Genomic DNA, 24,297 nt, shown 5'->3' with positions numbered 1-24,297 from the left:
TTTTCATGCGCGTCGTTTCCCCCGGTTATTGGAAGCCGGGGAGTTCTGGCACAAGCTCGCGCCTAAACAACAGCTTCTCATCAGATCCTGGCTCCAGTTCGAGCACGACATGCGACTCACCACGAACCTTCTCGGGGGGCGGCGATGTCGTTGTCACGATGAACTGGAAAGGAGCCCCTTTGTCCCTACCCAATTGCTCCGCGGCCTCGGCAGCCACGAGAAAGAACTCTCGGTAGAGCACGTCGCTCATATCAGCCTCCCGTGGGCAGTCGTGCACTAAAAAGCCAGGGTGGCTACTTGCTTCGGATGTCGCGGAGTCAAGCAAGCACACGATGTCGCCCAGCAGCACTTCGAGAACCTGATAGGCCTCACCGCCTCTTGCGACCTCGAAAGGTCGATATTCATGATCCTGCACGAATCGAGCATGGCCCGACGCTCCAAGAAGCCTTGTTGATACAAGTGCTGTCATTGCCTTGATGGCGTCGGCACGAGCTGACTGCTGTGACCGACGACCGTGCAACGTAGAGCGCAGGCTATTAAGTTCACCTTCCAACCGTTCCAAAAGCCCACGCGCATTGACCAATTCTGCAGACTCGATTCCCTGCTCTCTTTGTGTGTGCAGAAGCTGAAGCTCCGCCCAAGAGGTCTTGAGGAGCGAACGAGAACTCTCGCTGGTCGCGACCCGAACTCGCAGACGCCGAAGCTCTGTTTGTTGAGCTGAGATTCGTTTCTGCTGCTCGGTCACTGCAGATTCTGCGCGCGCATGGTCGGCCTGGCACTGAGCGAAATGCCGTGCCCGTTCGGGCGCGTTCGCCTGGACTTCCTTGCCGTCTCGGAACCAAGTCATGTTGACCGTGCTCTTGCGAGATTGAATGTGCTGGCACGCAGAGAATTCAACGTCGCCATGGTCACATCGGCCATCCAGCCACGCCAACTTTTCACGGACTTTCGTCAAGCGCTCAAAGTCCGCCTGATTGGCTTCCACAAGTGACTTGGCGATGCTCACCTCAACTTCGGCCAGCTTCACCTTGTCGGTAAGGTGTGCAAGTTGAAGCTGCTCTTGAGCCAGCAGTTGTTCCGCTCGGGCTACATCGACCTCCCACGCCGCCTCGGACGTCTCTGCTGAAGCAAGAGCTTCTCGAACCCGAGCTTCGATGGACTCGCCCAGCATGGTTTCAAACACCGGCTCGTCCTCACCGGATCGGACACGGGCACGCAACTGCCGCTCCGCGTGCGAAAGGGCATACACAGGGGCACGTTCCAGTTCTGGGATTTGCTCTTTGGACTTGTCGAACTGCCCCTGCTTCGACTCAATATCGCGAAGCAGTTGATCCAAGCCCGCATCGACCAAACCCAGCACCGAACCGACAAACAGCGGCGGGTCACGCCGGGAACGAAGAAACCCGAGCCCTTCACCGTCGCGCCAGTGATAGAAACCGTCGAAGCGCGTGCGTTGATCTCTGATGCACCAAGCCAAAAGGTGACGCCACCGGAGCGGTTGGTTGGTGCCCGGCAGCGACTGCGAAGCGAGTCGACCTATAGAAAATTGCTCCAGCGCGCTAAGGTATTCTTGGAACTCATTGGGGACAGCCCCCTGCACCAGCGATTCCAACGCCTCGCAGGGCGCTGCGAGGGAGTGGCTATAGGCCCCGTAGGGGCGAAACACCAGCCAGGTAGTGCCGTCCACGTGCACCTTGGCAGCAACACCACCTTTCGGGAAGCCCGCCGACGCCTTCTCACGCAAAGTTGAAATGGCAGGCGCATCGTCGCCCAGGACGTACCGCATCAACAGGCACAGCGAAGTCTTTCCAACCCCGTGGCCTGCACTGGCCAGGCCTGATGCCTCCGTGGAGGTCGACTCCCGAGCCCAAACGATGTTCAGGCCTGGATGCAGATCTATGGTGCGAGTTACTGACAGGGGCTCACGGGACTCCACCAGCCAAATCGTCTCTATCCACATTCGAGGCTGATTGCGGACTGGTTCGTAGTCCTCAAGCCACTGTTTCTTCATACGTGTCACCTTGTTCCTGTAGACCTCGACGTCTGCTCGGTGCCTGACGTTCCTGCACGCTCAGATTCGAGCCGTCGTGTCTCCGCTGCAACAAGCAGCCGGGCAACTTCACCATGCTCCGGAACCTGACGCACGTCTCCAGGCAACACTGACGCACCTCGGGTGAATGTCGCCTCGCCCGTGCGCACCTGTCGAGTCAAAACACCACAGGATTCCAGGCGCTGAACGATGGGGCGGACCCGGTCCAGCAATTGCGCCGCGGCGTTTGAAATGCTCGATGAGCCCCAAAGCTCCGTGAACCGCAGTCCGTCCGGCGCTTCCAGGTACTGCAGCGCGTTAACTGAACGGGCCACGAGAGATTGCAGTTCGGACACCGAACTGCCTTTCGAGCGCTGCTCGACCAGAGCAAGGATGAGTCCGGCCAGCAGCGCCTCCTCTTCGTTTCGAATCATGCCCAGCTCGGAGAGATTGGGGGCAATAGCTGCGGCAGCCGACTGCACCTCAACGGGGGTAGAGCTAAGTCTGTCCCAGGCTTCCAACACCAAGCGCTGGGTACGGAACTCGCCGAACTCGCGCATCTCGTTGTTCTTGAGCACGCGGAAGGTCTCACTGGGGTAGTCCGGCCCCATCACATCGGCGGGATCAAGGATGTAGCGCAGCTCATTGCGAGTCAGGCCGTAGAGGCGGGCGTAGTAAGCGTCTAGTTCAGCGCGCAGTTGGATTCGGCGGTCGGGGTTCCATGCGAAGGGTTGCCCACGTTCGAGGACGGAACGGAGGTCATAGGCGGCCAAGTCGTCTGCCCAGGGGCGCAGATCGTGAGCGGTGTAAGTGAGTTCGAGGACGCGCGGAACGATGAATTCGAGGTCTTGTCGCGAAAAGAATTCAGGAGGCAGCGTCGGAAACTGTTTGACGTAGCCTAACGTCATGTTAGTCCCCCCCAGCTTCTGGCGCACCACATAGTCGAATGAGAGCGAAGTCTGCATCCCAAGGAGCGCTGCGGCGAGCGCAGGTGGAGTAGTCACGCTATACAGCGGCATCGAATGTCCGACGCCAAATCTCGGCATCACTGTTGCAATGAAACTGCGTTCGTCTGTACTGCGTGCAATATTTCGGAATCCAAAAAGCCATTTTGGGCTACGCCTGTCCATCCATTCGTCAACTAGGCTCAGCAGCGAATTCGCCATCACTGCCCGTTGCAGCGTCCCGCCTAAAGCCTCGAGTTCGGCATCTGATAGGCGCGCGTCGAGATTCTGTAGCGCCCATTTTGGGAACTCGACCAGGGCCTTTTGGGTTGTCAAGCCGGAGCTTAATAGCGCCTTTGACAAGGTCTCGAAGCTGGCTTTGAGCTGCATTTCGGTGCGAGCGATGTGGGTCAGCACACTCTTTTGCTGCCGGCCGGTCTGCCCTGCCAACTTTGCCACCTCAGGCTCGCCCGCCGTTCGCGTGAACAGTTCGCTCGCCACCCAAACAGCCAGGGCCAGCAGCAGCTCGGTAAGGGCGCTGTCTTGTCCTTCCCCCGGGGCGGCCGCATGCAACGCCAGCCAAGCACGTGCGACACGCGCCGGGACGCGCGCGATGCGAGCCAGCACCTCCCGCTCGGGCACCCAGTATCGTGGACGCACGGCGTAGGCTGGGTCGGTCTTCTGCGCGAAGCATACGTCGGCGGTATCCAGCCCCCCTGGTTTTTCGGGTGCGTCGAAGAAGGTGGCCCAGCGGTGGTCAAACTGGTGAATCATCTTGGCCTCGTACAGAGGTAGGGAGCGCGAGACGTTGGTCGAACTACTCTCGCTTTCGGGCTGGTCGAGAAAGAGCCCACTGTCGTTGGACATATCCAGCATGCGCTGGAAACTGATGCCCCACGGGTTGACCTCCGGTACCAGCAGTTCTCCCTCACGACCGAATTGCGGCTCGCGAACTAGGACCGGCGCGGTGCGGTAAAGCTTTTTGGTCAGTTCGGCATCGCGCTCACTACGGAAGACCGGGCAGGTGCGGGTATTGGGGTTGATGAGGGCAAACTCTTCCGACGTGAGCCGGAATTGACGTCGCATATCGTGAATCTGTTCAGGCTGGCGAGCAAAGAACACCAGAGAGGCGGCTTCACTCGAGGGTGTACCGGCCAATGTGAGGAGCGCAAAGCGGAACGAGTGATGTACGGAGGGGAATACAAACTCCTCGTTTTCTAGGCACAGCAGACTTCGAAGGAAGCCGCCAACCGCCAGTCGCTCAAAGTAGGCTTTTGTCGAATCATCGGTCGCGATTCCAGTCGGCACGATGAAACCAGCCCGCCCGTTCGGCGCCGTCGCTTGAAATAAGGTCTCGGAGAACAACGCGTATGTATTCACGTCACCCACGCCGGTCAACGGATAACGACCGCCATCGTGCGCAAATAGGCTCGCTGCCTCTGCACCCCGACGAGAGGCGATGAAGGCCTCGTAGAGCGCCATTTCGGCCCGGTTGGGCGGGACCCATCCTTCAGCGCGCTCAAGGGCTGGATTGAGGTTATGAAGCAGGACGCCTTCACGCAACCACTCGATGCGTTGTCCCCGTTCGGATTTGTTCTTGGCTGTGGCCACCAAGGGGCTGCGTGTGGCAAAGAATTCTTCTTCCTGCAGCTTGATACGCTCCCAAGGCGGGTTGCCCAACATGACCGAGAAACCACCTGTAGCGGCAACCTGCGGGAATGCCAACCACCAATGGAACACGCTGTGCGTGCGACATAGAAAGTGCGCTGCCTCTTCTACATCGGCCCTGGACGCTTGACCACTGAGCACGCCCCACAGATAGCCAGACAACGGCACTTGCTCACCCGTGTTCTCTAGCTTAGGCGCCAGGAAAGCCGCCACATAAGTATCGGCCAAGCGTGCTAGCGTCGAGTGCCGGGCGACGGTCTGCGCTTCGCGCCACGCGGCACGCTTGACTGCGATGCTCTCAGGGGTATCGTCAGGCAGTGATTCAACAGCCACCGCTTTAACCGCCAGCCCGGCTTGGGTGAACAGATCGCCAAAAGCAATGGCTCTCCAGCTTTTGAGGTCTGACTTGTTTTGCTTCTTCAAGGCGGAGGCCACCGCCTTATCGTCGCCGGAGAGCGCTGTGTAGGCCTCATCTGGAATACCGTGCTCCAACACCTTGGGATCCAGCACACCCAGCAGGGCATCGCCTACTTGCAGGTGATGATCAACGAAGGACAGTGGACGGTCGGGGGAATACGCCTCAAGCCACAGCGCTGTCTTGGCCAGCTGAATGGCCATCGGGTTCTTGTCCACGCCAAAGATGCAATGACTGACCACGTCGCGCAAGGCGTGGCGGTAGTCCACGGGTGTGGGGGCGCCGCCTTCACGCTCTGCTGCGGCGCGGTGCAAGGCCACCTCGTCGGCCAGGCGTCGGGCGGCGGACAGCAAGAAGTGGCCGCTACCGCAAGCAGGGTCGCAAATGGTCAGGCCAAGCAGCGCCTCGACTGGGCGCTCGGGGTTGGCGCGAACCGTGTCCACAATGACAGGCTCCAGCGCCGTCTTGATGAGCTCTTGAACCAGGCTGTCCGGCGTGTAATAGCTGCCGGTCAACTTGCGGGTGTTGCCTTTGGTGCTGCCCTCGCTGTCGTCATCGCCGACAAAGGCAAGACGAGCCGCTGACGGCTGCGACAGCATCTGCAGGTCGGGCACCAACTCCAGCAGGCTTTCGTAGACGCTGCCCAGCTCTTCAGGACCCATGTCGCGGTAGTTGACGCGGGTCAGGCCGCCGTCGGCACGGAACCAGCCCAACTGGAAAACGGCAGCCAGCAACCAGCGGTTTTCCAGCTGCGCGCCATCGAGCCACGCGCATTGGTCCGCATCGAACAGGCCACCAAGCGCGGGCAGACCCAGATGCGCTTCACCCCTTGCCAACGAGCCGAAGGTGATGCCGAGCGCCTGCCAGAGGTCGGCATGCCGGTCGTGCTGGCTGCGCCGCACAGCCCGCTCGCGCAGCCAGGTCATCGAGTAGCCTGACAGGTAGCGTTGCTGCACTTCCGGCGGCGCGTCGGGCGTGAAGATGAGGCGTTGCCCACTGGTCTTGTCAGTTCGGTCCTCGACCGTTGACAGGAAAATGAGGCGATAGACCAAGCGCAGGAGTTCTTCAAAGAAGGCTTGGCGGCCCAAGGCGCCGTCCTCGCCGTTCAATCGCTGCAGGGCCGCCCGCAGCTCGCCGTTTGCGGGGTGCGAGAGGAAGCCCGTGCCCAGTGCACGCAACGCATCGGCAACCTGAAAGCGCAGGTTGGTTCGCACGGTGACACCTGCTGCCTGGCCCGTTGCTCGCCAGCGTTCCCACACGCAGTTGGTGGGCTCGCGCGAGGGACTGCCAAATCGGCTGGCGTGCGCCAGAAGCCAGAACGCGGTGAAGTCGGGGTGTAGCTCTTCGGTAAAGAGCGCCTCCAGGTCCACTTCGACGTATGCCGGCCGAGTCAGGCTGGGATTGTCACGCAGGATGCGCAGCGTCAAACCGTTGGTGACAATGGCCCATAGAGAGGCATCAGAGGCATTGAGAGCCTCTTGGGCCAGCATGTAGGGACTGCGCCGGCGAACCTTGCCGGTGTCAGGATTAGTCTCACCGAAACGCCCAGCCGCCGCATCCAGCAGTTGGTCATGTGCAGCAAAGACCAGCGGCACGCGGCCGCCCTCGGCGGCGTGGCCAATGGCGTAGCTGTGCCCACTGCTCTCGATGGCCGCGCAACGGCCAACGTCGGCAAAGTGCAACACATCCCGCATCAAGGGCAGCAGCAGTTCCCGAACGGTCACCTCATGGGCGTTGACGTCGGTGCGCTTGCGCAGCGCCTTGAAGTCTTTCCACAAGCTCAGGGCAATCTTGAAGTCGCGCCCGATTTCGTCGCGAAGCTTGAGGCCCTTGGAGATTCGGTAGTGCGCCTCGGTCTGCTCTGTCGAAGCCGGCTCGGCCAGGGTGGTCAGGCGGGTGAGTTCGTCTGCAGGGATGAGCCCGCCTTCGATGCGGATGGCCCGGTAAGCCAGGGTGGTGACCTTCTTGCGTGCCATGGTGTCAGGCTCCCTCGCCCTGTGCTGCAGCGGCAGGGACCAGCACGTAAACGCCCATCACGTCCACGGGCAGGCTGGCGGTCACTTGATAGGTGCCCTTGGCATCAGCAGCCTCGCGCACACGTCGATGGTCTTGCAGCAGTTCCTGGGCACGTGCTTTGGCGATGGCTTCCAGTTGCGGCTGCCATGCCGGCAACCCCTCAAGTGCCGTTTGCAACTGGCGGTCTCGCAAGGGGCGCGGCATGTTGCGGGTGGCTTCGGTGCCCAACAGCTCACGGGCTTGGTCGGCGGCCAGCAACTCGAACGACGCGGCTCCTGCTGAGGCCACGGCCACGGACTCCTCGCAGAGAATGAGCCGCGTCTGGCTGCCGTGCGTGACGCTGAGCTGATGGCGCATCCGCAGCAGCAATACGGTGGTCTTGAACTGGACGTTGCCGACGAAGGCCGCACCGGCTCGGGCGACGGCGCTGTCGTCACTGGCGCCGTTCGTGGCGTCAAGTGCCCTTTCGAGCAGCGTGTCCGCAAACACCACCACCAGCGGGTGGGTGCGGTGAATGAATAGCGCACCCTGTGCGGCGGGTTGATGAAAGTCGATGCGTAGCGTGCCTTCAATACCCTCCGCACTGAGGCGTTCGCGAATGGGCTGCGGCAGGTGCTCGGTCAGGAGCTTGAAATGCCCGCGAACAGGCTCCAGCGGCGCTCCCAGCTCGGCGGCTGCACGAGTGACGAATCGCTCGACATCGGCCTCGCCACCTAGCACTGCGGCCGATTTTCGCCACTCGGGCAGCACGTCCTCAGGCTTCAGGCGGCGCTGGGCGAAGATGGAGCGATTCAGCTTGGCCTTCTCTTTGGCGCTCTGCCATGCCAGCTCAATCTGTCTGGCAGGCTCGCCAAACAGGTCGAGTTGCGACTGTGCGTTGATGGCCGTGCCCTTGCGCAGCAACACCGCGTTCAGCAGCGCCTGGGTCAGCTTGCCCTCGTCATCGGGCATAGGCACCAGCACGCCCAACTCCTTTCGGATGCTCTCGGCCTTCCGAAGAATGACCTGGAGCACAGCACCGTCCACCGGGTTATCTTCGCCGTACAGCATGGTGCTGCGAACTTCACGGGCCTTCTGGCCGAAACGGTCCACGCGGCCTTCGCGCTGTTCGTGACGGGTGGGGTTCCAGCTGAGGTCGTAGTGAACGACAGCCGTGAAAAGGCTCTGAAGGTTGACACCTTCGGACAGACAGTCCGTGGCCACCAGGACGCGGATCTCGCTTTCGCCCAGTTGCTCGACAGCGGCTTCGCGCTCGCCGGGCGTGAGCTCCCCCGTCACGGCCTTGACCGAGGCGGACTTGAACTTGTCGCGCAAGTAGGCCGCCAGGTAGTGTGCCGTGGCGATGTAGCGGCAGAACACGACCGGCTGGAAGCCATCTTTCAGTAGCACGGCCAGGTGCTCTTGCAACTTGGCCAGCTTGGGGTCGTTTTGACTGCCGGCCAGTGCATCGGCGGCGGAAATCAGTGCCTGGAGTCGTTGCGAGTCTTCTGTCTGCGCACCGGGCTCGATGTCGTCGGTCGAAAGTGCGTCGTCCGCACCGTCCAGCACCCGGTCACTGGCTTGCAGTTCCAGCTCTTCGAGGGACAGCGTCCCGGCTTCCCCATCGTCTACCTGAACACCATGCAGCCGTGTGCGCAGCGAATTGACGGCAGCCGCAGGCGACGACGAGATGCAGCGCAGCAAAGCCAGTGCGGCCCACCAGTTCATGCGCTGCTCACGCAGGCCCTGCCCCTCGGAACGTTCGACGAGCTCACGGGCGTAGACCAGGACGTCGTTAAACAGTTGCCCCCAGGCACCGGTCAGGCGGTAAGTTATCTCAGCCGTCCTGCGGTCCGGGAACATGGACGAGTCTTGCCACTCAGCAATGTCGGGCCGGCGCCGTTGGACGAAATGGCGCGACAGTGCCTCGCGCAGGTCGCTACGCTGGGTACTCGGCAGGTCCTTCAGCAGCGTGAAGTCCGTACGCAGCAGACCCAGGAGGTTGAAGAACGCTTCTTCGTCGCCGCTGTGTGGCGTGGCCGTCAGCAGCACCATGTGGCGACTGGCGTCTTCGGCCAGCCCCTTGAGGAGCTGATAGCGCTGCTGCCGGCCTTGACCACCCTGCGTGCAGGTGTGTGCCTCGTCCACGATGACGAACTCGGGGCAGAAGCGCTGAAAGGCCTCGCGCCGACGTTCGGACTTGATGTAGTCCAGGCTCACCACGGTGAAAGGGTGCGCGTCGAACACAGAAGTGCCGGGGGGTAGATCTCGCTCCAGCCGGTCGGCGGTGTTCGAGCGCACCACCATCGCGTGGATGTGGAAGCGCTCGGCCAGTTCACGCTGCCATTGCTCACAAAGATGGGGAGGACAGAGCACGGCAAGACGCTGAACCTCGCCGCGGTCAAGCAATTCACGGGCGATGAGGGCTCCCTCGATGGTCTTGCCGATACCGACGTCGTCAGCAATCAGCAGACGCACCGTGGGCAGCTTCAGTGCCATCAACAGCGGTACGAGTTGGTAGGCCCGTGGTTCAACAGCGATGTTGCCAAAACTTCGGAACGGGCCTGCGCCACTGCGCAGTTTGAGCTGCAAGGCATCCAGCAGCAGTTGGCTGGCGGAGTGATTGCGAGCCTGGCCGACCGTAGGCCAAGGGAAGGTTGCCGGTTGAACCGGATGGCGCTCCAGGGGCAAGAAGATGAGGGTTTCGTCGCGCTCACCGCCTCCCAAGGGGCGCAGGTGCAGCGTGCTGGTGTCGGACTCGGGCAGCACGATCCACTCGCGGCCACGAGCGGCAATCAGGCTTCCCGGAAGGAACTCCGGCAGGGGTGCATTCATATCGATTCAGTTCTTCCCGAGACCAAACAGGTCCGTGTTGTTCTTGAAGATGTCGGGCCAGGCCGTGGCCTCTTTGGGGAACCTCACGACCAGGTAGCCCAGTTCATCGAGCTTGCGATTGATGTCGGCGTCTTTCTGCTTCTGGCTCTCAGCATCGTGATGAGGGCCGTCGACGAAGACAGCCAGATGGAGGTCGTCGTAGAAGAAGTCTGCGCAAGTGCCTGCAGCGGCAATCGTGTGTTGGCCCCGGTCCGGCTTGCGGTAGCCGTTGTCGCTGACATGTGCAAGCCACGCCTGCTCCAGGCTGCTGCCGGCCGTGCGTGACAGCTCAGCGTCGTGTTGCTCAGGCGCACGGCCTTGTGTACCTTGTTCGGTACTGGCCAGCGTCAGTCGACAGAGGATGTCCAGCAGCAGGCCGCTGGCATCCTTGTCTTTTCGGTCAATGAGCGTGTGGTCAGGCTGGTTGTAGTACGACAGCAGGCATCGATAGCACCCCGCCTCGCACAGCGGCTGACCATCGGCATCACGCTCCTCTTCCAAGGTCCTACGCAACCAGGGCTGCCCAAGTGAGGGTGGCAGGAAGTGCATGACCTCCAGCGCCTTGGCGGCGATTGCCCCCATCGCGGTGGGCTCGGTTGCCAAACGAGTCAGCACGCCCGCGCCACCCTCGGCCGCCTCGAAGAAGAGGATGGACTGACGGTTGTCGCGCGTTGGAAGGGGTTCCGCCATCAGCTCGCTCTCTTCGAGCTGATACACCGCCTCGATGCCACGTTTCAGAGCGTATTGCAGGGTGGTCAACGTCGCTGCAGACAGAACACCGAGCCGGAAGTGCGGTCGCACGATGAGGATGTTTCGGCGGTCCTCGACGTAGGGGACGATGCGTTGCGGTGGCGTCTTGTCCGGCGGCGCCTCGCCTTCCATTTCAGACTCGCCGTTGCCATCGTCGACGCCGCCGACCCAATGGCCCGTGACGGGGTTCATCATGAAGCCTTGAATGGCCTTCTCTTTGCGGCGGCGCCAACCAAAGTTCATGCGCCACACCGTCGCAGCCGGGCCGTATTGCAGTTCCAACAAGGGGCCTTGGTCATCACTTGCGACTGTGGTCACCATCTGCAGCTTTCCGTCCGATTCGGCGAACTGCAGCGTGGTTTGCATCTCGTAGCCCTGTCGAACACGTTCCTCCTCGTTGGCGGTGATGCGCTCGGCCCGCTTTGTGGAGACGTTCTCGATTCGGTAGAGGTTCTTGACCTCCTGGGCACCGTCCAGCGATGCACCGCAGGAGACACAGCGGTCAGCATCACGCTGTGAGCGGAAGTGACCGTAGCCGCAGGCGGGGCACAGGCGGGCAACTTCCGTCGGCAGGCGTGCACCGTCACTGACTTGGTCTTGCCCCGTAATGGTCAGCAGGGCCTTGGTGACCCGGTACTGGCTGCCCTCGTGATAAATGAGGCTGTACGGGCCAAACTCACCAAGTGCGAGGAAGCGTGGACGTGACAGGAAGCTCTCGCGGCCGATGTGTCCGCGACGTGCAGGCAGATAGGCCAGCAGTGGCAGGCGTGGGAAGTTGTAGCCGGGCAAAAAACCCTGGCTGGCCATGTAGCGGTAGGTGTAGAAGTCGCTGTTGAAGGCGCTGTCACCTGCCAGTAGCAGATCACGCTGCTTGCGGGCTTCATTGTGGCGCTGCTGGGCTTCACGCCGTTCACGCTCGCTCGCAGCGGGGTTGTTTTCAATTTTGAAGTTCAGGTCGATGGCTTGGGCCGTGGCACGGTAGAGGTCGCGCCAGCGCTGCAGGGCTGCATCGAACTCGATGTATGAACGCTGGAAGACGGTCTCGGCCCACGCGTCGCTGAACCATGGTGCACGTTGTGGCGTGAGCTCAGTCTTGAGCATGCCAAGGACTTTGAGGCCCCGCGAGTGTGCTCGCTTTTTCGCATCGTGTTTGTCCAGGTCCGACGCCACCTCTTCCGTCACAGGAAGAGACTCTGGCTGGTTCATGTCCAGCAAGTCGCGTACGCTGTTGCCAAGCTTCTTGCCGGTTTCAGCAAGCCAGATGGCATGCATGTGACTCTTGATGAGTTCCAGGTTGGCCAGGTCCAGCGTCGGCGCGTTCACTTGACCATGAACCATTCGGACGGGGTCGCGGAAGTAATACTGATCGTGTGGGCTCTGGGCGGCACAGTAGGTGATGACCAGCGCTGGCTGCCCTGCCCGGCCAGCTCGGCCACTGCGCTGCGCGTAGTTCGCTGGTGTGGGCGGAACGTTGCGCATGTACACCGTGTTCAGCGACGAGATGTCGACGCCCAGCTCCATCGTGGGCGAGCAGAACAATACCGGGAGCCATTCAAGAGGCGTGCCGTTCTTGTTCTGCCACTCCGTTCGGTCCTTCTCGGTGAAACGGAATCTGGCCTCGCGCTCCATCCGGTCGTCCTGCTCGACTTGGGCGGTGTGCTCGCGAGCTTCGAAGTCGAAGAGCTGGTGAACCGGGCTGTCAAGCAGGTTTGCGATGTTCTTGTAGAGGCCTCTGAAGAACGTGTTGTCGTTGGCCTGACGCTGGCTTGCACCCGAGCCCGGCGCCCAGACCAATGCAGTGCCATTCAGTTGCCAGCCGGTGAGACCGACATCTGTATCTTCCTTGCGGACCAAACCATAGGATTCGGCGGCCTTCAGCAGTGCAGCGATGACATCCGGGTACGTTTGGTCATTGATCTGCTTGTAGTACGGATTGGCGCCGCCCCAAGCGCTGCTCTTGCGCAGGTCCCTGCCTAGCCGGGACCGGCTGGAGCCGATGACGAGGAAGTCATCCAGATTGACACGGCGGCCCCTGCGGTCGCTTTCTTCCTTGGGCCGGCTCGTGACGAACCACTTGGAAGGCTGTGGGCGCTCGTCCTCCGTGAAGCCCCATGGCTCGCACAGATTGGCGTAGCTTTGGGTACGGAGCTGGTCCAGTTCGGTGCGGTCAAGGTAGCGAGTGGCGATACACAGACCCTGCCGCATGAAATCGAACAAGGCGCGCAACACCAAGGCGCGTTCGCTCGGCTTGGCGACCTGCAGCACCGGCGGTGCATTCGCCCACTCGGCGGCATCGGCGGCCAGGTCGTCAATGTCCTGGTAATCAATACGCACCAGCCCCAACTGTTCCAGGTTGGGGTTGTTGAATCGCCAACCACGACGCAGATCGAAGTAGCTTCGGTAACCAAGGATGCCGCGCATGGCCTCCTGAACTTGTCGTCGAGTGTTGCCCTTGACCTCGGGCTGCTGCATGTATTCCGACCGGACAGCGAAATCATCGCGGTGGAAGCCGAGCGCTTCGAAAACCGCATTGGCGACCTCCTTCTCGCTCAACACTTTGGACGGGGCCTTGTTGACGGCCGACAGGAGCGCAGCGCGGGTCAAGAGGACCTGCAGGAAGTCGTTGAAGTGACCGGCCTGGAGCGCGGCATCCTGGCGGTTGTCCGAGAAACCCAGAACCTTCTTGGCGTCTGCGGAGAGCTGCTGGTCTTGCTCGTACAAGTAGCGCAATGCAGACAAGGTCAGCATGGTCGTGGCAGAGCTGCGTCCCTCGCCCGACAACGAGGTCAGACGCAGCGCATCCTTGCCAGAGGTAGCGTGGGCAGTGCCACACGCGAGACAGAAACGGAACGCGCCAGGGATGAACCACGCGGTGAGCCCGAGTTCTGTGGTTGTCACTCCGTTCGCACGGACATTGACGGATTGCGGAATGAACTTGCGTTTGTCGGGTTTGACGCGCCACTCACCATCCACGCGCTCTTCCACCCAGCCCTCTGGGTAGCGTTCGGGGTCAGAAGGGTCCCATCCGTCTAGGCTGGGTAGCAGGAAGCCGAACTTGACTTGATCGTCGCCATGTTGGCGCTCCTCAATGCTGCGGACATTGAAAGTTCGACCTTCCGGACTTTCAGCATCCCAGACAGGCAAATATTCTTGCCCACAGTCTCGGCAGAAATGGACGTGGTAATAGCGGCGAAAGCGGTCCGCGTCGCCTGACACGTACTGCTGACCATCGAGTGTGATGGCGCGGTGACGGGGTGGCTCCAGCGTTGCGTAGACTTTGCCGCCGCCAGCAATGAACTGGTGCAGCTTGAACGCGAACAGCGACTTGCCCGACTCGTCAGTGACCGCATAGGCCAGCAGCATAAAGCGTTGCAGGTAGTCGAGACAGGTATCCGTCGTCTCGCCTGACGCCTCGTGCAAAAGCCTGGCGGCTTCAGCCAGTGTCCGCGGGCGAGCACGGCGCGGCTTATCGTCTTCGTAGGTCAACCCGAGCGTCAACTCGACCCAGACAGAAATGGGATGCGCCGCAAGCGTTGTGAAATCGGCCCCAATCGGAACTCCGGCGCGAATGGCCTGGCCGAGGCGGCCAACAACGGTCGTCAGAGTGTCCTGCTCCGGCGTGGTCCGACGCAGCGTCTCGGTGATGATGTTGCGGTCTGGGATGCTTGCGCCGAACAGTCGAGAGGCGACCCCCGCAACAACGGCATTGCGCGCCATCTGCGTGCCCTCGGTCGCCATCGTTGCTGATGTACCGATACAGACGAGTTGTTCGGCCAGTGCCTCCCTCACGCGGCGAACGAGCAGCGCGACGTCTGCGCCTTGCCTGCCGCGGTAAGTATGCAGTTCATCGAGCACGAGGAAGCGAAGGCCTTTGGCGTTGCGCATCACCGCCTTGTCGATATCGTTCTGCCTCGTCATCAGCAGTTCGAGCATCATGAAGTTGGTGAGCAAAATGTCAGGCGGATTCGCCGCCATGGCCTGCCGCTCTTCGTCAGACTCCTGCCCGGTGTAACGCCCGAAGGTTACGGCTCGCTCTGCAGTATCCGATCCTAGAAACTTCTTCAGCTCCTCCAATTGCGAGTTGGCCAGAGCATTCATCGGGTAGATGACGATGGCCCGCGTGCGCGGCTTGGGATCGACTGCTTTCGCCTTCAGGCAGGCATCAACAATGGGGATGAAATAGCTCAGGGATTTGCCGGAGCCCGTCCCGGTGGTCAGCACGTAACTCTCCCCTGCTGCAGCCAAGCCGATGGCCTCGGCTTGGTGCTTGTGAAGGGGAAGCGAGACTCCCTCGGACGAGGTAGTTTTTCCGAGACGAAAGATGTCGGCGCATTGAGCGTTTAGCTGACCGGCTGCAACGAACTCATCGACCGTCCCGCCCGATTTGAAGTTCGGGTTGATTTGGATGAGCGGCTCTGGCCAATATTTTTGACTTGTGTATTGGCCATCCACATAGTCGCGGATGTCATCCGCGCGAATGCGCGTGAAGCTGCGGGTGAACTGCTCGTACTCACTGACGATGTGTTCTCTGAACTCGAAGACATCCATGTCGGCTCCCTGTTTGGCTCAACGGCTCTCAGCACGCTTGACTTCTGGGTTCACTCCTTGCGCACGGCAGTGCTGTCTGACCAGCACTTCGATGAAGTTGGCAATCGTCCGTCGATCCTGCTCCGCCGCTATCCGAATTAATTCCTTCAACTCAGGTGTAACTCGCAGGTTGAGGGTTTCGGTCTTTCGTTCCATGCCTTGGCTCGTCGAGGGGTGTACCGCAAATGTAACGCTAAAAGTAAGTACTTGTCAGGGCGACTAGGTGCCCGGGACCGGATGAGACTTGAACGTTCTGCGACTCGTCCGTGGTGCCGGACAAGATATCGGGGGCTTTCGAGAGATGGCCGCCAAGGGCGGAAACAACTGAGTGACATAGCCACTCAACGAGCTCTTGTCGCGTCCATCACACGTCCCTGGATGCGAGAGATGAATGCGGCACGCTCGGTGACAGCACTCATGGAGGTGCGAGGTTTTGGGTCGGCGGTTCGTCCATCCTAGGGTTGGATAGCGCACCGCCATCGGCACTTCGAGCCGATCTCGGTGACCTGCGGGACCACACCGCGTTTTCGCACATGATGTTCGAGGACCCGTTTGCGCGATGCAAGATCCTGTGAAGCGCGAATTCAATTCCGCGCTGAACTGACTTTCCCGGAGAGGACTTTCGAGAGAGCTTGGTTCCCGGCGGTCGCCATCTGCCGCAGGATCACTGAAGGGATGTCTTCCAAGGCCGATTTAAGCAGCAAGTAAACGTGCGAGAGCCATGCAGCAACTGCATCAACCTCCATGCCCAGCTTTCAAAGGTAGCAATTCACAGCTCCCCGCACTGAACATCCGACAACGGATTGGCCGCCAACTTTCTAAACTCCCTGTCGCGAGCCATGAATGTGTACAGCATGTGAGGGATCAGCGCAGTTGCATCGACGATCTTTCCATATTCCCGGCTGTGCAGTTCCGCGTACCGATCCAGCGTCGTTTTCAGTTCAGCAGACACTGAGATCGTCAGCTTTACCACCTCTGCTTTCGGCAGTGGGCCCAGCCGAAGTTTGGTTTTTTTCATCGCAAACCCCCGCGTTTGAAGAACGGCGACTTATACGGTCGGAGGACGAGGTCCTTGTTCACCATCACCCCCATCGGAAACCCCGGGCGGATCGTCAGTGTCGGCTGGATGCTCGCGTTGCGCTTTGTGATCTCCTGCCCGACCTGGTTCACCGTGTCTTGTGCACCCTCGCGCACGGCGATCACGAGGCGATTGCCGTCCGGATCGGTCCGACTCTCTGGCGCCGCCAACTCGGCCCCCACGCCAAGCAGCGTCGACAGCGCCGCACCGGCCAGGATGCGATCCCAATGCCAGTCAACACCGTCCTCCAGCCCGGCGTAACCGGCCGGATCGATCCCCGGCAACCGGTCCAGCGCCACCGACGACGTGTCCGGCAGGATCAGCCGCGTCCACACCAGCAGCACGCGCCGCTGCCCGAACGCCACCTGGCTGTCGTAGCGACCTATCAGCCGCGAGCCCTGAGGGATCAGCAGGTGGCGTCCCGTCGCCGTGTCGTAGACCGCCTCGGTCACATTGGCGATCACCTGCCCCGGCAGGTCGGAGTTGATGCCCGTCACCAGCGCCGCCGGGACGACGGTTCCCGCCATCACCTGGTAAGGCGAAGCCGGTAGCTGGAGGCTGCCCGGATTGCGCGTGGCCGTGTCACCGGCATTCGCGAGAAAGGCTTCCTTGCGGTCCTGGCGGTTCTGCGCCATCGCAGGATCGATCGGCGAAGCCACGGCAGCGTTCATCGCGCCCAAGAGATTGAACGGCTGCTGACCCCCCGTCAGCCCGGACGGATCCGCGGGGGCAGCGGGCATGGTCCGCTCGGCGGCCGTCCCCCGCTTCACGGCGGCTCCGTCGCCGCTGCGCCGGAAGAACACCGAGGACCGCGCCGCCTCCTGGTCTGCCAACCGCTCGGCCTGCTCTGGATCGACGCCCTGCCCCGCCCTCGCCTCCATCAGCGGCTGCGCCTTCGCCATGGCCGACCCGAGGTCTCCTGGCAGTGGCGGACCCAGCACCGGGGGCGCCGGCTTCGACGCCGGCGGCATCCCGGCATAGTCCTTCGGCAACTGGTCCAACCCATCGGCCCGGGCCACGCGGTCCACGTTGTACAGCTCGGCCGCCGGGTTGCGCTCGCGCTTCTGCGATTGCAGCGACCACATCGTGCCGCCGAGCACAGCCGCGGCCAGGGTGCCGGCGCCGACCGCCAGCATGCGGCGATTGAGCCGCATGACCGGCCGCGGCTGCGCTCGCAGGGCCACCGTCTCCGGCGCCACCTTGGCCGCGACCTGGGACGACAGGGGCGGCACGGTCTCTTCCGCGCTCATGACCCACCGCTCCGCGCGCCCTGTACGCTGCCGATCGCGCCATCCGTGCGCTCGATGCGCACCACCTCGGCCCTGCCGCCCTTGATGCCGCCCAGCCGCAGCTCCGCCGCGCCGAAGAGGCGGTCGACCACGTAGTACGGCGAGCGGAAGCGGTAGTTCACCAACTGCCCGTCGCCCTGCGGCCCGATCACGAACAGCGGCGGCAGCTCGCCCTGCGCGATCCCCCCTGGAAACTGGATGTAGACCCGCTGCCCGTCGTCGAAGGCGCGCAGCGGCTTCCAGGACGGCGCATCGCCGCTGATCGCATAGCGGAACCGGATCTGCTCCACCGACAGGCCTGCATCCACCGGCGCCGCGGCCTGCGCCTCCCTCGCCTGCTTCTGCAAGGCCAGCATCCGGTCCTTCGGATAGTCCCACGACACCGACGCCATCCAGGCCTGCGGCGTCGAGGACAACTCCAGCAGGTAGGTGCGCCGGTTCGTCGTGATGACCAGGTTCGTCTTCAGGCCCACGCGCGTGGGTTTCACCAGCACGTTGACCCGCTGGTGCGCCCCACTGCCGCTGACCGTATCGCCCACGATCCAGCGCACCGTGTCGCCGGCCGAAACCGCCACCAGTTCCTCGCCCTCCTGCAGCGCGACGAGGGTCACACGGCCCGGACTGGTGTAGACCTGATAGAGCGCGCCGTCCGCATAGGGCCAGACCTGGATCGCGTTGACGTAACCCTCGCGCGTCGGCGCGACGCGGGCGTCTTCGTTGGCCCGGGAGACACGGACTTTCTCGTCGGAGGGTTCCGGCGCCGGCTTCGATTCCTGCCCGCTCGGCAACGCCTTCATCTGCCCGGGCAGCGGCAAGGGCTTCGGCACCTCGACCACCTCGACGGGTGGGGTCGGTTCCGGCAACGGCTGCGCAGCAACGGCCACCGGCTCGTCCAGCGAGATCGCGGGCGGTGCCTTGCCCTGCGTGGCACAGCCCGCGACGACCGCCACCACGCTCAGCAGGATCGGCGCAGATACGCCTCTACGGAAATCAGTCTTCATGGCTTGGTTCCTTTGGCTGTATCTGTCGCATCGAGCTCGCGGCTCCAGGACAGGCCGTTGACGTAGATGCCCAGCGGGTTCCTGCGCAGCCGCTCCTCGGTGCGCGGCGTCTGCAGCACGATCGCGAGCACCGCGGTCCAGCGCTCGAGCCCTGCCGCTTCGCCATTGACGTAGCGCCGCTCCGTCCACCGCACCTGGAACGAGGCATCACTGGCGCGCACCACACTGTTGATCTGCACCGCCACCGAGTTCTCCCCGATGCGCGAGAACGGATCGTTGGCACGCGCGTGGTCGTTCAGGGTCGCGGCGCCGCGGTCCGTCGTGTATTCGTAGGCCTCGAGCCAGTTCTGCCGCACCACGATCGGATCGATCGACAGCGAGCGCACGTCGGTGACGAAGCGCGCCAGGTGGTGTGCGATCTGCGCGTCGCTGGGCTTGTAGGGCGTCGCGGCCTCGCCGACCGCGCGCACCTGGCCCGCGCTGTCGACCTCGACGACATAGGGCGTCACGATGGACTGCGCCGAGCGCCAGACCAGCCCGCCGGCCATCAGCAGGGCCATCGATAGACAGCCGAAGGCCATCAATCGCCAATTCTTCGCCTGCACGCGCGCACTGCCGATGCGCTGGTCCCAGACCTGCGCCGCGGCTTGATAGGGGGTGACGGGCTCGGGCGTGTCCGAGTACCGCACCTGGGGTCGCTTGAATCGCATGGATGGTTCTCCTCAAGAAGCCGGATCAGGCGTTGCTGTCGTCGCGCAGGCTCGGGCCGGTGCCGCTGCCGCCGTGGTCGCCCGAGCGCAGGACGTGCGCCGTTGTCGAGGCCGCATGGCTCAGCTGCTGCCTGCGTCGCATCTGCCGGGCCCATGCGGGCTCGGGGGGCGGTGTGCCGGCCTCGTCCACAGCGGCAGATGCTGCATTCCCCGCGGCGACGGGCGCTGCTGCATCGGCCACGAAGTTCGCCACGCGAGCCTTGACCGCCTGGGCGCCGGACGCGACGCGCTGGCCGACAGCACCGGCACTGGTTTTCGCGAGATGGGCCAGGCCGGCACCGGCCGCGCGCACGCCGCCACCGCTGGATGCCGCGCCATCCCGGTAGGCCGACTTCGCGCCGCCGCCGATGGCCGCACGCGCCGCGCCGGGCGCCATGCGCGCCCCCGCGGCCACCGCGGAACCCGCAGTCGCCACAGCCGCGCCACCCCCGACCACCAAGCCCGCCGCACCCAGGGCCGTTCCCGCTGCCGCACCGGCACCGAGCTGCGGCGCACCCGACACCAGCCCGGTCGCAATCCCCGGCCCGAAGATCCCCAGACCCAGCATCGCGAGCGCCGCCAACATGATCGTCAGCGCATGGTCGATGGAGGGCTCGGTCCCGGGCGGCGTGCGGAACTCCGCGAAAAGGCCCGCGGCGATCCCCACGATCACGGCCAGCACCAGCACCTTGATGCCGGCGGACACCACGTTGCCCAGCACCTTCTCGGCCAGGAACGCGGTCTTGCTCCACAGCGCGAAGGGAACCAGCACGAAGCCCGCCAAGGTCGTGAGCTTGAACTCGATCAGGGTGACGAAGAGCTGCACCGCGAGCACGAAGAAGCTCACGATCAGCACCAGCCAGGCCAGGAACAGCACGGCGATGGTGTCCAGATGCGCGAAGGTTTCGGGGAAGCCCGTCATCTCGCTGATCTGTTCCATGATCGGCCGCCCCGCCTCGATGCCGACCTGCGCGAGCCGGCCCGGCTGCAGGAACTGCGCCTGCGTCAGGCCGGAGCCCGACGCCACCAGGCCCAGCCCCGCGAACGACCGGAACAGGACGCCCGCCAGCTGGTTGAAGTGGCCGATGATGAAAGCAAAGGCTCCCACATAGAGCACCTTCCGGATCAACCGCGCGATCACGTCGTCGCCCTGCCCGCTCGCATGGCTCATGGCCCAGAACAGCCCGGCCAAGGTCATGTCGATCACGACCAGCGTGGCCGTGAGGAACGCGACCTCGCCGTGCAGCAAGCCGAAGCCCGAATCGATGTAGCGTGAGAAGACATCGAGGAAGCGATCGATGACCGCGACATCGTTCATGGCGTCAGTCCTTGGCGTTCGCGTCGGCCGGCACTGACGCAGGGGCTGCCGGCGCTGGCACCGGCTCGCCCGCGTAAGGCGACGGGCCGCCACGCATGAAGCGCTGGCGCGTGGCTTCGGCCACCGCATGGCACTGCGCGTCGCCCATCCGGGCATGATCGGCCTTGCACTGAGCCCGCAGGTCCCGGAGGCGCTCAGGATTCGCGACCAGGGATTCGACGGACTCGATCGCAGGCTGGGTCTGTTCGGACTTGCCGCAGCCGGCGAGCAGCAGGACCACGGCGGCCGTGATGATGAAGATCAGATTCTTCATGGACGCCCCTCAGTTGCCGTAGAAGTTGACGCTGTAGGGCGTGTACGGCGTGCCGCTGCCCATGAAGCGCCGGCGCACCTCGCGCGCACGCTCCTGCACCGCCACCTGCCGCGCCTGCTCCGGCGCCGCGGCGCGGTCCTGCGTGATCTGCAACTGCTGCGCCTGGATCGCCTGGCGCGACTGCAGCGCCAGCAGCTGGTTGGTCGCCTGCATCGCCTGCAGGGCCCCTGTGGCCGACTGGCTGCGGTTCACGAGGTCCGTGAGTGCCTGCTCGTCCGACGCGAAGTTCTGCATCGACTGCGACTGCACCTGGGTCGCCGTGCGCAGGGCTTCCAGCGAGTTGCGCCAGCGCTGTCGCGCATCGCCGGCCATCTGCGCGCCGGACAGCGCCGCCGAAAAGGACTCGGGATAGAGGCGCTTGAACTCCTCCTCCATGCGCGAGACGTTGAAGGCCAGCCCCTGGGCCTGCTGGATCAGCTGGTTCGTGGCCGCCAGGGTCGACTTGAGCTCGGACAGCGCACTGAAGTCCAGGCCCTGAAGGTTCCTCGCCTGGTTACGCAGCATCTGCGCCTCGTTCTGCAGCTGCTCGACCTGGTTGTTGATCTGTTCCAGCGCGCGCGCCGCCGTCAGCATGTTCTGGATGAAGTTCGAAGCATCGAACACGGTGTCGCCGACACCGAAGATGGCATGCGCCGGCGGGGCCACACCGAAAGCGATCGCACCGGCCGCGACCAGCGCGGCGATCCGGGGCTTGAACGAGGACGTGAGGTTCACGGTGATTTCTCCTGCGGGGTTGAGGAAAGAGACGGTGATGCAGAGGGAAACGAAGGGATGAGGTCGGCGGCCCAGCCCAAGCCACGGTGGCGCAGCCAGGCCGCCGCGAATACTGAAGGCATGCGCGCGAACGGCGACGCCAGCACCGAGGCCTGGACGCGGTCGATCTCACGCTGGTCCTCGGGCGAGGCAGCGCCGGCAAAGGCCAGTGCCACCGGCCCGAGCCCGAGTTCGAAGACCCGGTTGCCAAGGCGCGACTGGTAGTAGTAGTCGCGCTTGGGCTGCGCCGTGGCGACGATCTCGATCTGCCGACGGTTGAGCCCGAAGCCCTCGTAGATCACGCGGATCTGCGGCTCGGTGGCCTGCGGGTTCGGCAGGAAGATCCGGCTCGCGCAGCTCTCGACGATCGCAGGCGCGATACTGGAGTTCTGGATGTCCGCGAGCGATTGCGTCGCGAAGATCACCGAGACGTTCTTCTTGCGCAGCGTCTTGAGCCACTGGCGGATGCGCGCGGCGAACACGGGATCGTCGAGAAACAACCAGGCCTCGTCGAGGATCAGCAGGGTCGGCGCGCCGTCGAAGCGCTCCTCGAAACGCGCGAAGAGATAGCCCAGCACGGCGAGTACGGCCGCCTTGCTGTGCATCAGCTCCTCCATCTCGAAGCACTGGATGGAGGAGGCTCCCAGCCGGTCCCGGTCCGCGTCCAGCAGCCGTCCGTGCGCACCACCGAGCACATACGGCGCCAGTGCCTGGCGCAGGGCATTCGATTGCAGCAGTACCGCGAGGCCCGTCATCGTGCGCTGCTCGAGCGGCGCGGTGGCGAGGCTGGCCAACGCCGACCATACCATCTCCCGCTCGGCCGGCCCGACCTCGAGGCCCTCCTGCCGAAGCCGTCCTTCCACCCACTCCGCCGCCCAGGTGCGGTACCCGTCCTGGTCGATGCGCGCGAGCGGCTGGAAAGCGATCTCTCCATCGGCCCCGAGGTCGTAATGCTCGCCGCCGAGTCCCAGGACGGTGGCGCGCATCGAGCGCCCCATGTCGAAGGCCAGGATGCGCGAGCCGGCATAGCGTCGGAACTGCAGCGCCAGCGTGGCGAGCAGCACCGACTTGCCCATGCCGGTGGGACCGACCACCAGCGTGTGCCCGACGTCGCCGATGTGCGTGACCAGCCGGAACGGCGTGGCGCCATCGGTGCGTGTGACGATCAGCGGTGGGCCGTCGAGGTGCGCATTGCGCTCGGGACCGGCCCACACGGCCGAAACCGGCATCATGTGCGCGAGGTTCAAGGTCGAGACGATGGGCTGGCGCACGTTCGCATAGACATGGCCCGGAATCGACGACAGCCAGGCCTCGACCGCATTGAGGGTTTCGGGGATCGTCACGAAACCCCGGCCCTGGATCGTGCGTTCGACCGCACGCAGCTTCTCGTCGGCCGCCGCCGCGTCGGCCTCGAGCACCGTCACGGTGGCGGTCACGTAGCCGAAGGCCACCTGGTCGCTGCCCAGTTCCTGCAGCGCCGCATCGGCATCCGCCGCCTTGTTCGAGGCATCCGAGTCGACCAGCGGGCTCTCCTGCTGGAAGATGGTCTCGCGCAGCAGCGCCACGATGTTCTTGCGCTTGGCGAACCATTGGCGGCGCAGCCGCACGAGTTCCTTCTCCGCCTCGGCCTTGTCGAGGCACAGGAAGCGCGTGCTCCAGCGGTAGGCGAAGCCCAGGCGGTTCAGGTCGTCGAGCAGGCCCGGCCAGGTCGAGGTCGGGAAGCCGCGCACCGTCAGCACCCGCAGGTGCCGACCGCCGAGCATCGGTGCCAGCCCGCCCGTCAGCGGCTCGTCGGCCAGCAGCGCATCGAGGTGCATCGGCATCTGGGGCATCGCGACCGCATGCCGACGCGTGGACACGCAGCCGTGCAGGTGGGTCAGCGTCTGCGCATCGTCGAGCCAGTCGATCTCGGGCATCACGCCTTCGAGCAGGCCAAGGAAACGCTCGGTTTCGGACACGAAGGCTTCCAGCCGACTCTTCCAATCCGTCCCGTCCGACGCACCCGATCCATCCTGGACGTCTGTCCCTGGGCGCTCATAGAGCAGCCCCGCGGCGCGTGCCTTCGCCTCCTCGGGCGGCAGGTACAGCAAGGTCAGGTGGTAGCGGCTCTCGAAGTGGCTGGCGTCCTCCTCGAACGCGGCGCGGCGTTCCTCGTCGACCAGCCAGGACAGCGCCTCGGGGAACGACGACTCGGGATAGCCAGCCGCCTCGCGCCGCTCGGCTTCCACGAACAGCGCCCAGCCCGAGCCGAGCCGGCGCAGCGCGTTGTTCAACCGCGCCGACGTGGCGATGAGTTCGCCCTGCGTCGCGCTGTCCAGATCCGGTCCGCGGAACCGTGCCGTGCGCTGGAACGAGCCGTCCTTGTTGAGCACGATCCCGGGGGCCACCAGCCCGGCCCAAGGCAGCCAGTCGGCCAGCAGCGCCGGGCGCTTGCGGTATTCGGCGAGATTCAGCATGGCGCCGGCGTCTTCCCT

General features: G+C 63.6%; 13 protein-coding genes. All 13 read right to left on the bottom strand.

All coding sequences use genetic code 11. The features are described from left to right. Nucleotides 1-25: 25 nt before the first annotated feature. Nucleotides 26-2,011, bottom strand: coding sequence for a hypothetical protein (locus ACCD11_RS05890; protein ID WP_413312898.1), 1,986 nt, complete (start codon nt 2,009-2,011; stop codon nt 26-28). 5 nt (nt 2,012-2,016) lie between these two features. Next, a complete protein-coding gene (locus ACCD11_RS05885) occupies nt 2,017-7,032 on the bottom strand; it encodes an Eco57I restriction-modification methylase domain-containing protein (RefSeq protein WP_413312897.1) in 5,016 nt (1,671 codons plus the stop codon). A 4-nt stretch (nt 7,033-7,036) separates the two neighbouring features. Further along, complete coding sequence (locus ACCD11_RS05880; RefSeq protein ID WP_413312895.1) at nt 7,037-9,886, bottom strand: helicase-related protein; 2,850 nt, start codon at nt 9,884-9,886, stop codon at nt 7,037-7,039. A 6-nt stretch (nt 9,887-9,892) separates the two neighbouring features. Beyond that, nucleotides 9,893-15,223 carry a DEAD/DEAH box helicase gene (locus ACCD11_RS05875; protein ID WP_413312893.1) on the bottom strand — a complete coding sequence of 1,777 codons (5,331 nt, stop codon included), beginning with the start codon at nt 15,221-15,223 and terminating at the stop codon, nt 9,893-9,895. An 18-nt stretch (nt 15,224-15,241) separates the two neighbouring features. After that, nucleotides 15,242-15,418, bottom strand: a complete 177-nt coding sequence (locus ACCD11_RS05870; RefSeq protein WP_413312891.1) for a DUF1778 domain-containing protein — start codon at nt 15,416-15,418, stop codon at nt 15,242-15,244. A gap of 613 nt (nt 15,419-16,031) precedes the next feature. Further along, complete coding sequence (locus ACCD11_RS05865) at nt 16,032-16,280, bottom strand: DUF2274 domain-containing protein (protein ID WP_413312890.1); 249 nt, start codon at nt 16,278-16,280, stop codon at nt 16,032-16,034. Continuing rightward, nucleotides 16,277-17,590 (bottom strand): TrbI/VirB10 family protein, encoded by a 1,314-nt coding sequence (locus ACCD11_RS05860; protein ID WP_413312889.1) that lies wholly within the window; start codon nt 17,588-17,590, stop codon nt 16,277-16,279. The genes ACCD11_RS05865 and ACCD11_RS05860 overlap by 4 nt, the downstream gene beginning before the upstream one ends. After that, nucleotides 17,587-18,630, bottom strand: coding sequence for a P-type conjugative transfer protein TrbG (gene trbG / locus ACCD11_RS05855; protein ID WP_413312888.1), 1,044 nt, complete (start codon nt 18,628-18,630; stop codon nt 17,587-17,589). Before trbG ends, ACCD11_RS05860 begins: the two co-directional genes overlap by 4 nt. Next, the gene (trbF, locus tag ACCD11_RS05850; protein ID WP_413312886.1) at nt 18,627-19,340 is read right to left on the bottom strand and encodes a conjugal transfer protein TrbF; all 714 of its coding nucleotides are present in this window, start codon (nt 19,338-19,340) and stop codon (nt 18,627-18,629) included. Before trbF ends, trbG begins: the two co-directional genes overlap by 4 nt. Before the next feature lie 25 nt (nt 19,341-19,365). Beyond that, nucleotides 19,366-20,697, bottom strand: coding sequence for a P-type conjugative transfer protein TrbL (gene trbL, locus ACCD11_RS05845; protein ID WP_413312884.1), 1,332 nt, complete (start codon nt 20,695-20,697; stop codon nt 19,366-19,368). A 4-nt stretch (nt 20,698-20,701) separates the two neighbouring features. Further along, on the bottom strand, nt 20,702-21,010 hold the full coding sequence (locus ACCD11_RS05840) for an EexN family lipoprotein (protein WP_413312883.1): 309 nt from the start codon (nt 21,008-21,010) through the stop codon (nt 20,702-20,704). Between the two features lie 9 nt (nt 21,011-21,019). After that, the gene (trbJ, locus tag ACCD11_RS05835) at nt 21,020-21,784 is read right to left on the bottom strand and encodes a P-type conjugative transfer protein TrbJ (RefSeq protein ID WP_413312881.1); all 765 of its coding nucleotides are present in this window, start codon (nt 21,782-21,784) and stop codon (nt 21,020-21,022) included. Next, nucleotides 21,781-24,279, bottom strand: a complete 2,499-nt coding sequence (gene trbE, locus ACCD11_RS05830; RefSeq protein WP_413312879.1) for a conjugal transfer protein TrbE — start codon at nt 24,277-24,279, stop codon at nt 21,781-21,783. The genes trbJ and trbE overlap by 4 nt, the downstream gene beginning before the upstream one ends. Nucleotides 24,280-24,297: the final 18 nt, after the last annotated feature.

Origin of the sequence: Variovorax sp. Varisp36 (assembly GCF_047304235.1) — a bacterium.
Lineage (GTDB): Bacteria > Pseudomonadota > Gammaproteobacteria > Burkholderiales > Burkholderiaceae_C > Variovorax.
The sequence above is the reverse complement of the archived record's forward strand: the minus strand, read 5'-3'. Positions and strand labels throughout refer to the sequence as shown.

Bases quoted from the DNA above. Each gene is read 5' to 3' on its own strand.
- ACCD11_RS05890 (WP_413312898.1), bottom strand. From the start codon at position 2,011: ATGAAGAAACAGTGGCTTGAGGACTACGAACCAGTCCGCAATCAGCCT.
- ACCD11_RS05885 (WP_413312897.1), bottom strand. From the start codon at position 7,032: ATGGCACGCAAGAAGGTCACCACCCTGGCTTACCGGGCCATCCGCATC.
- ACCD11_RS05880 (WP_413312895.1), bottom strand. From the start codon at position 9,886: ATGAATGCACCCCTGCCGGAGTTCCTTCCGGGAAGCCTGATTGCCGCT.
- ACCD11_RS05875 (WP_413312893.1), bottom strand. From the start codon at position 15,223: ATGGATGTCTTCGAGTTCAGAGAACACATCGTCAGTGAGTACGAGCAG.
- ACCD11_RS05870 (WP_413312891.1), bottom strand. From the start codon at position 15,418: ATGGAACGAAAGACCGAAACCCTCAACCTGCGAGTTACACCTGAGTTG.
- ACCD11_RS05865 (WP_413312890.1), bottom strand. From the start codon at position 16,280: ATGAAAAAAACCAAACTTCGGCTGGGCCCACTGCCGAAAGCAGAGGTG.
- ACCD11_RS05860 (WP_413312889.1), bottom strand. From the start codon at position 17,590: ATGAGCGCGGAAGAGACCGTGCCGCCCCTGTCGTCCCAGGTCGCGGCC.
- trbG (WP_413312888.1), bottom strand. From the start codon at position 18,630: ATGAAGACTGATTTCCGTAGAGGCGTATCTGCGCCGATCCTGCTGAGC.
- trbF (WP_413312886.1), bottom strand. From the start codon at position 19,340: ATGCGATTCAAGCGACCCCAGGTGCGGTACTCGGACACGCCCGAGCCC.
- trbL (WP_413312884.1), bottom strand. From the start codon at position 20,697: ATGAACGATGTCGCGGTCATCGATCGCTTCCTCGATGTCTTCTCACGC.
- ACCD11_RS05840 (WP_413312883.1), bottom strand. From the start codon at position 21,010: ATGAAGAATCTGATCTTCATCATCACGGCCGCCGTGGTCCTGCTGCTC.
- trbE (WP_413312879.1), bottom strand. From the start codon at position 24,279: ATGCTGAATCTCGCCGAATACCGCAAGCGCCCGGCGCTGCTGGCCGAC.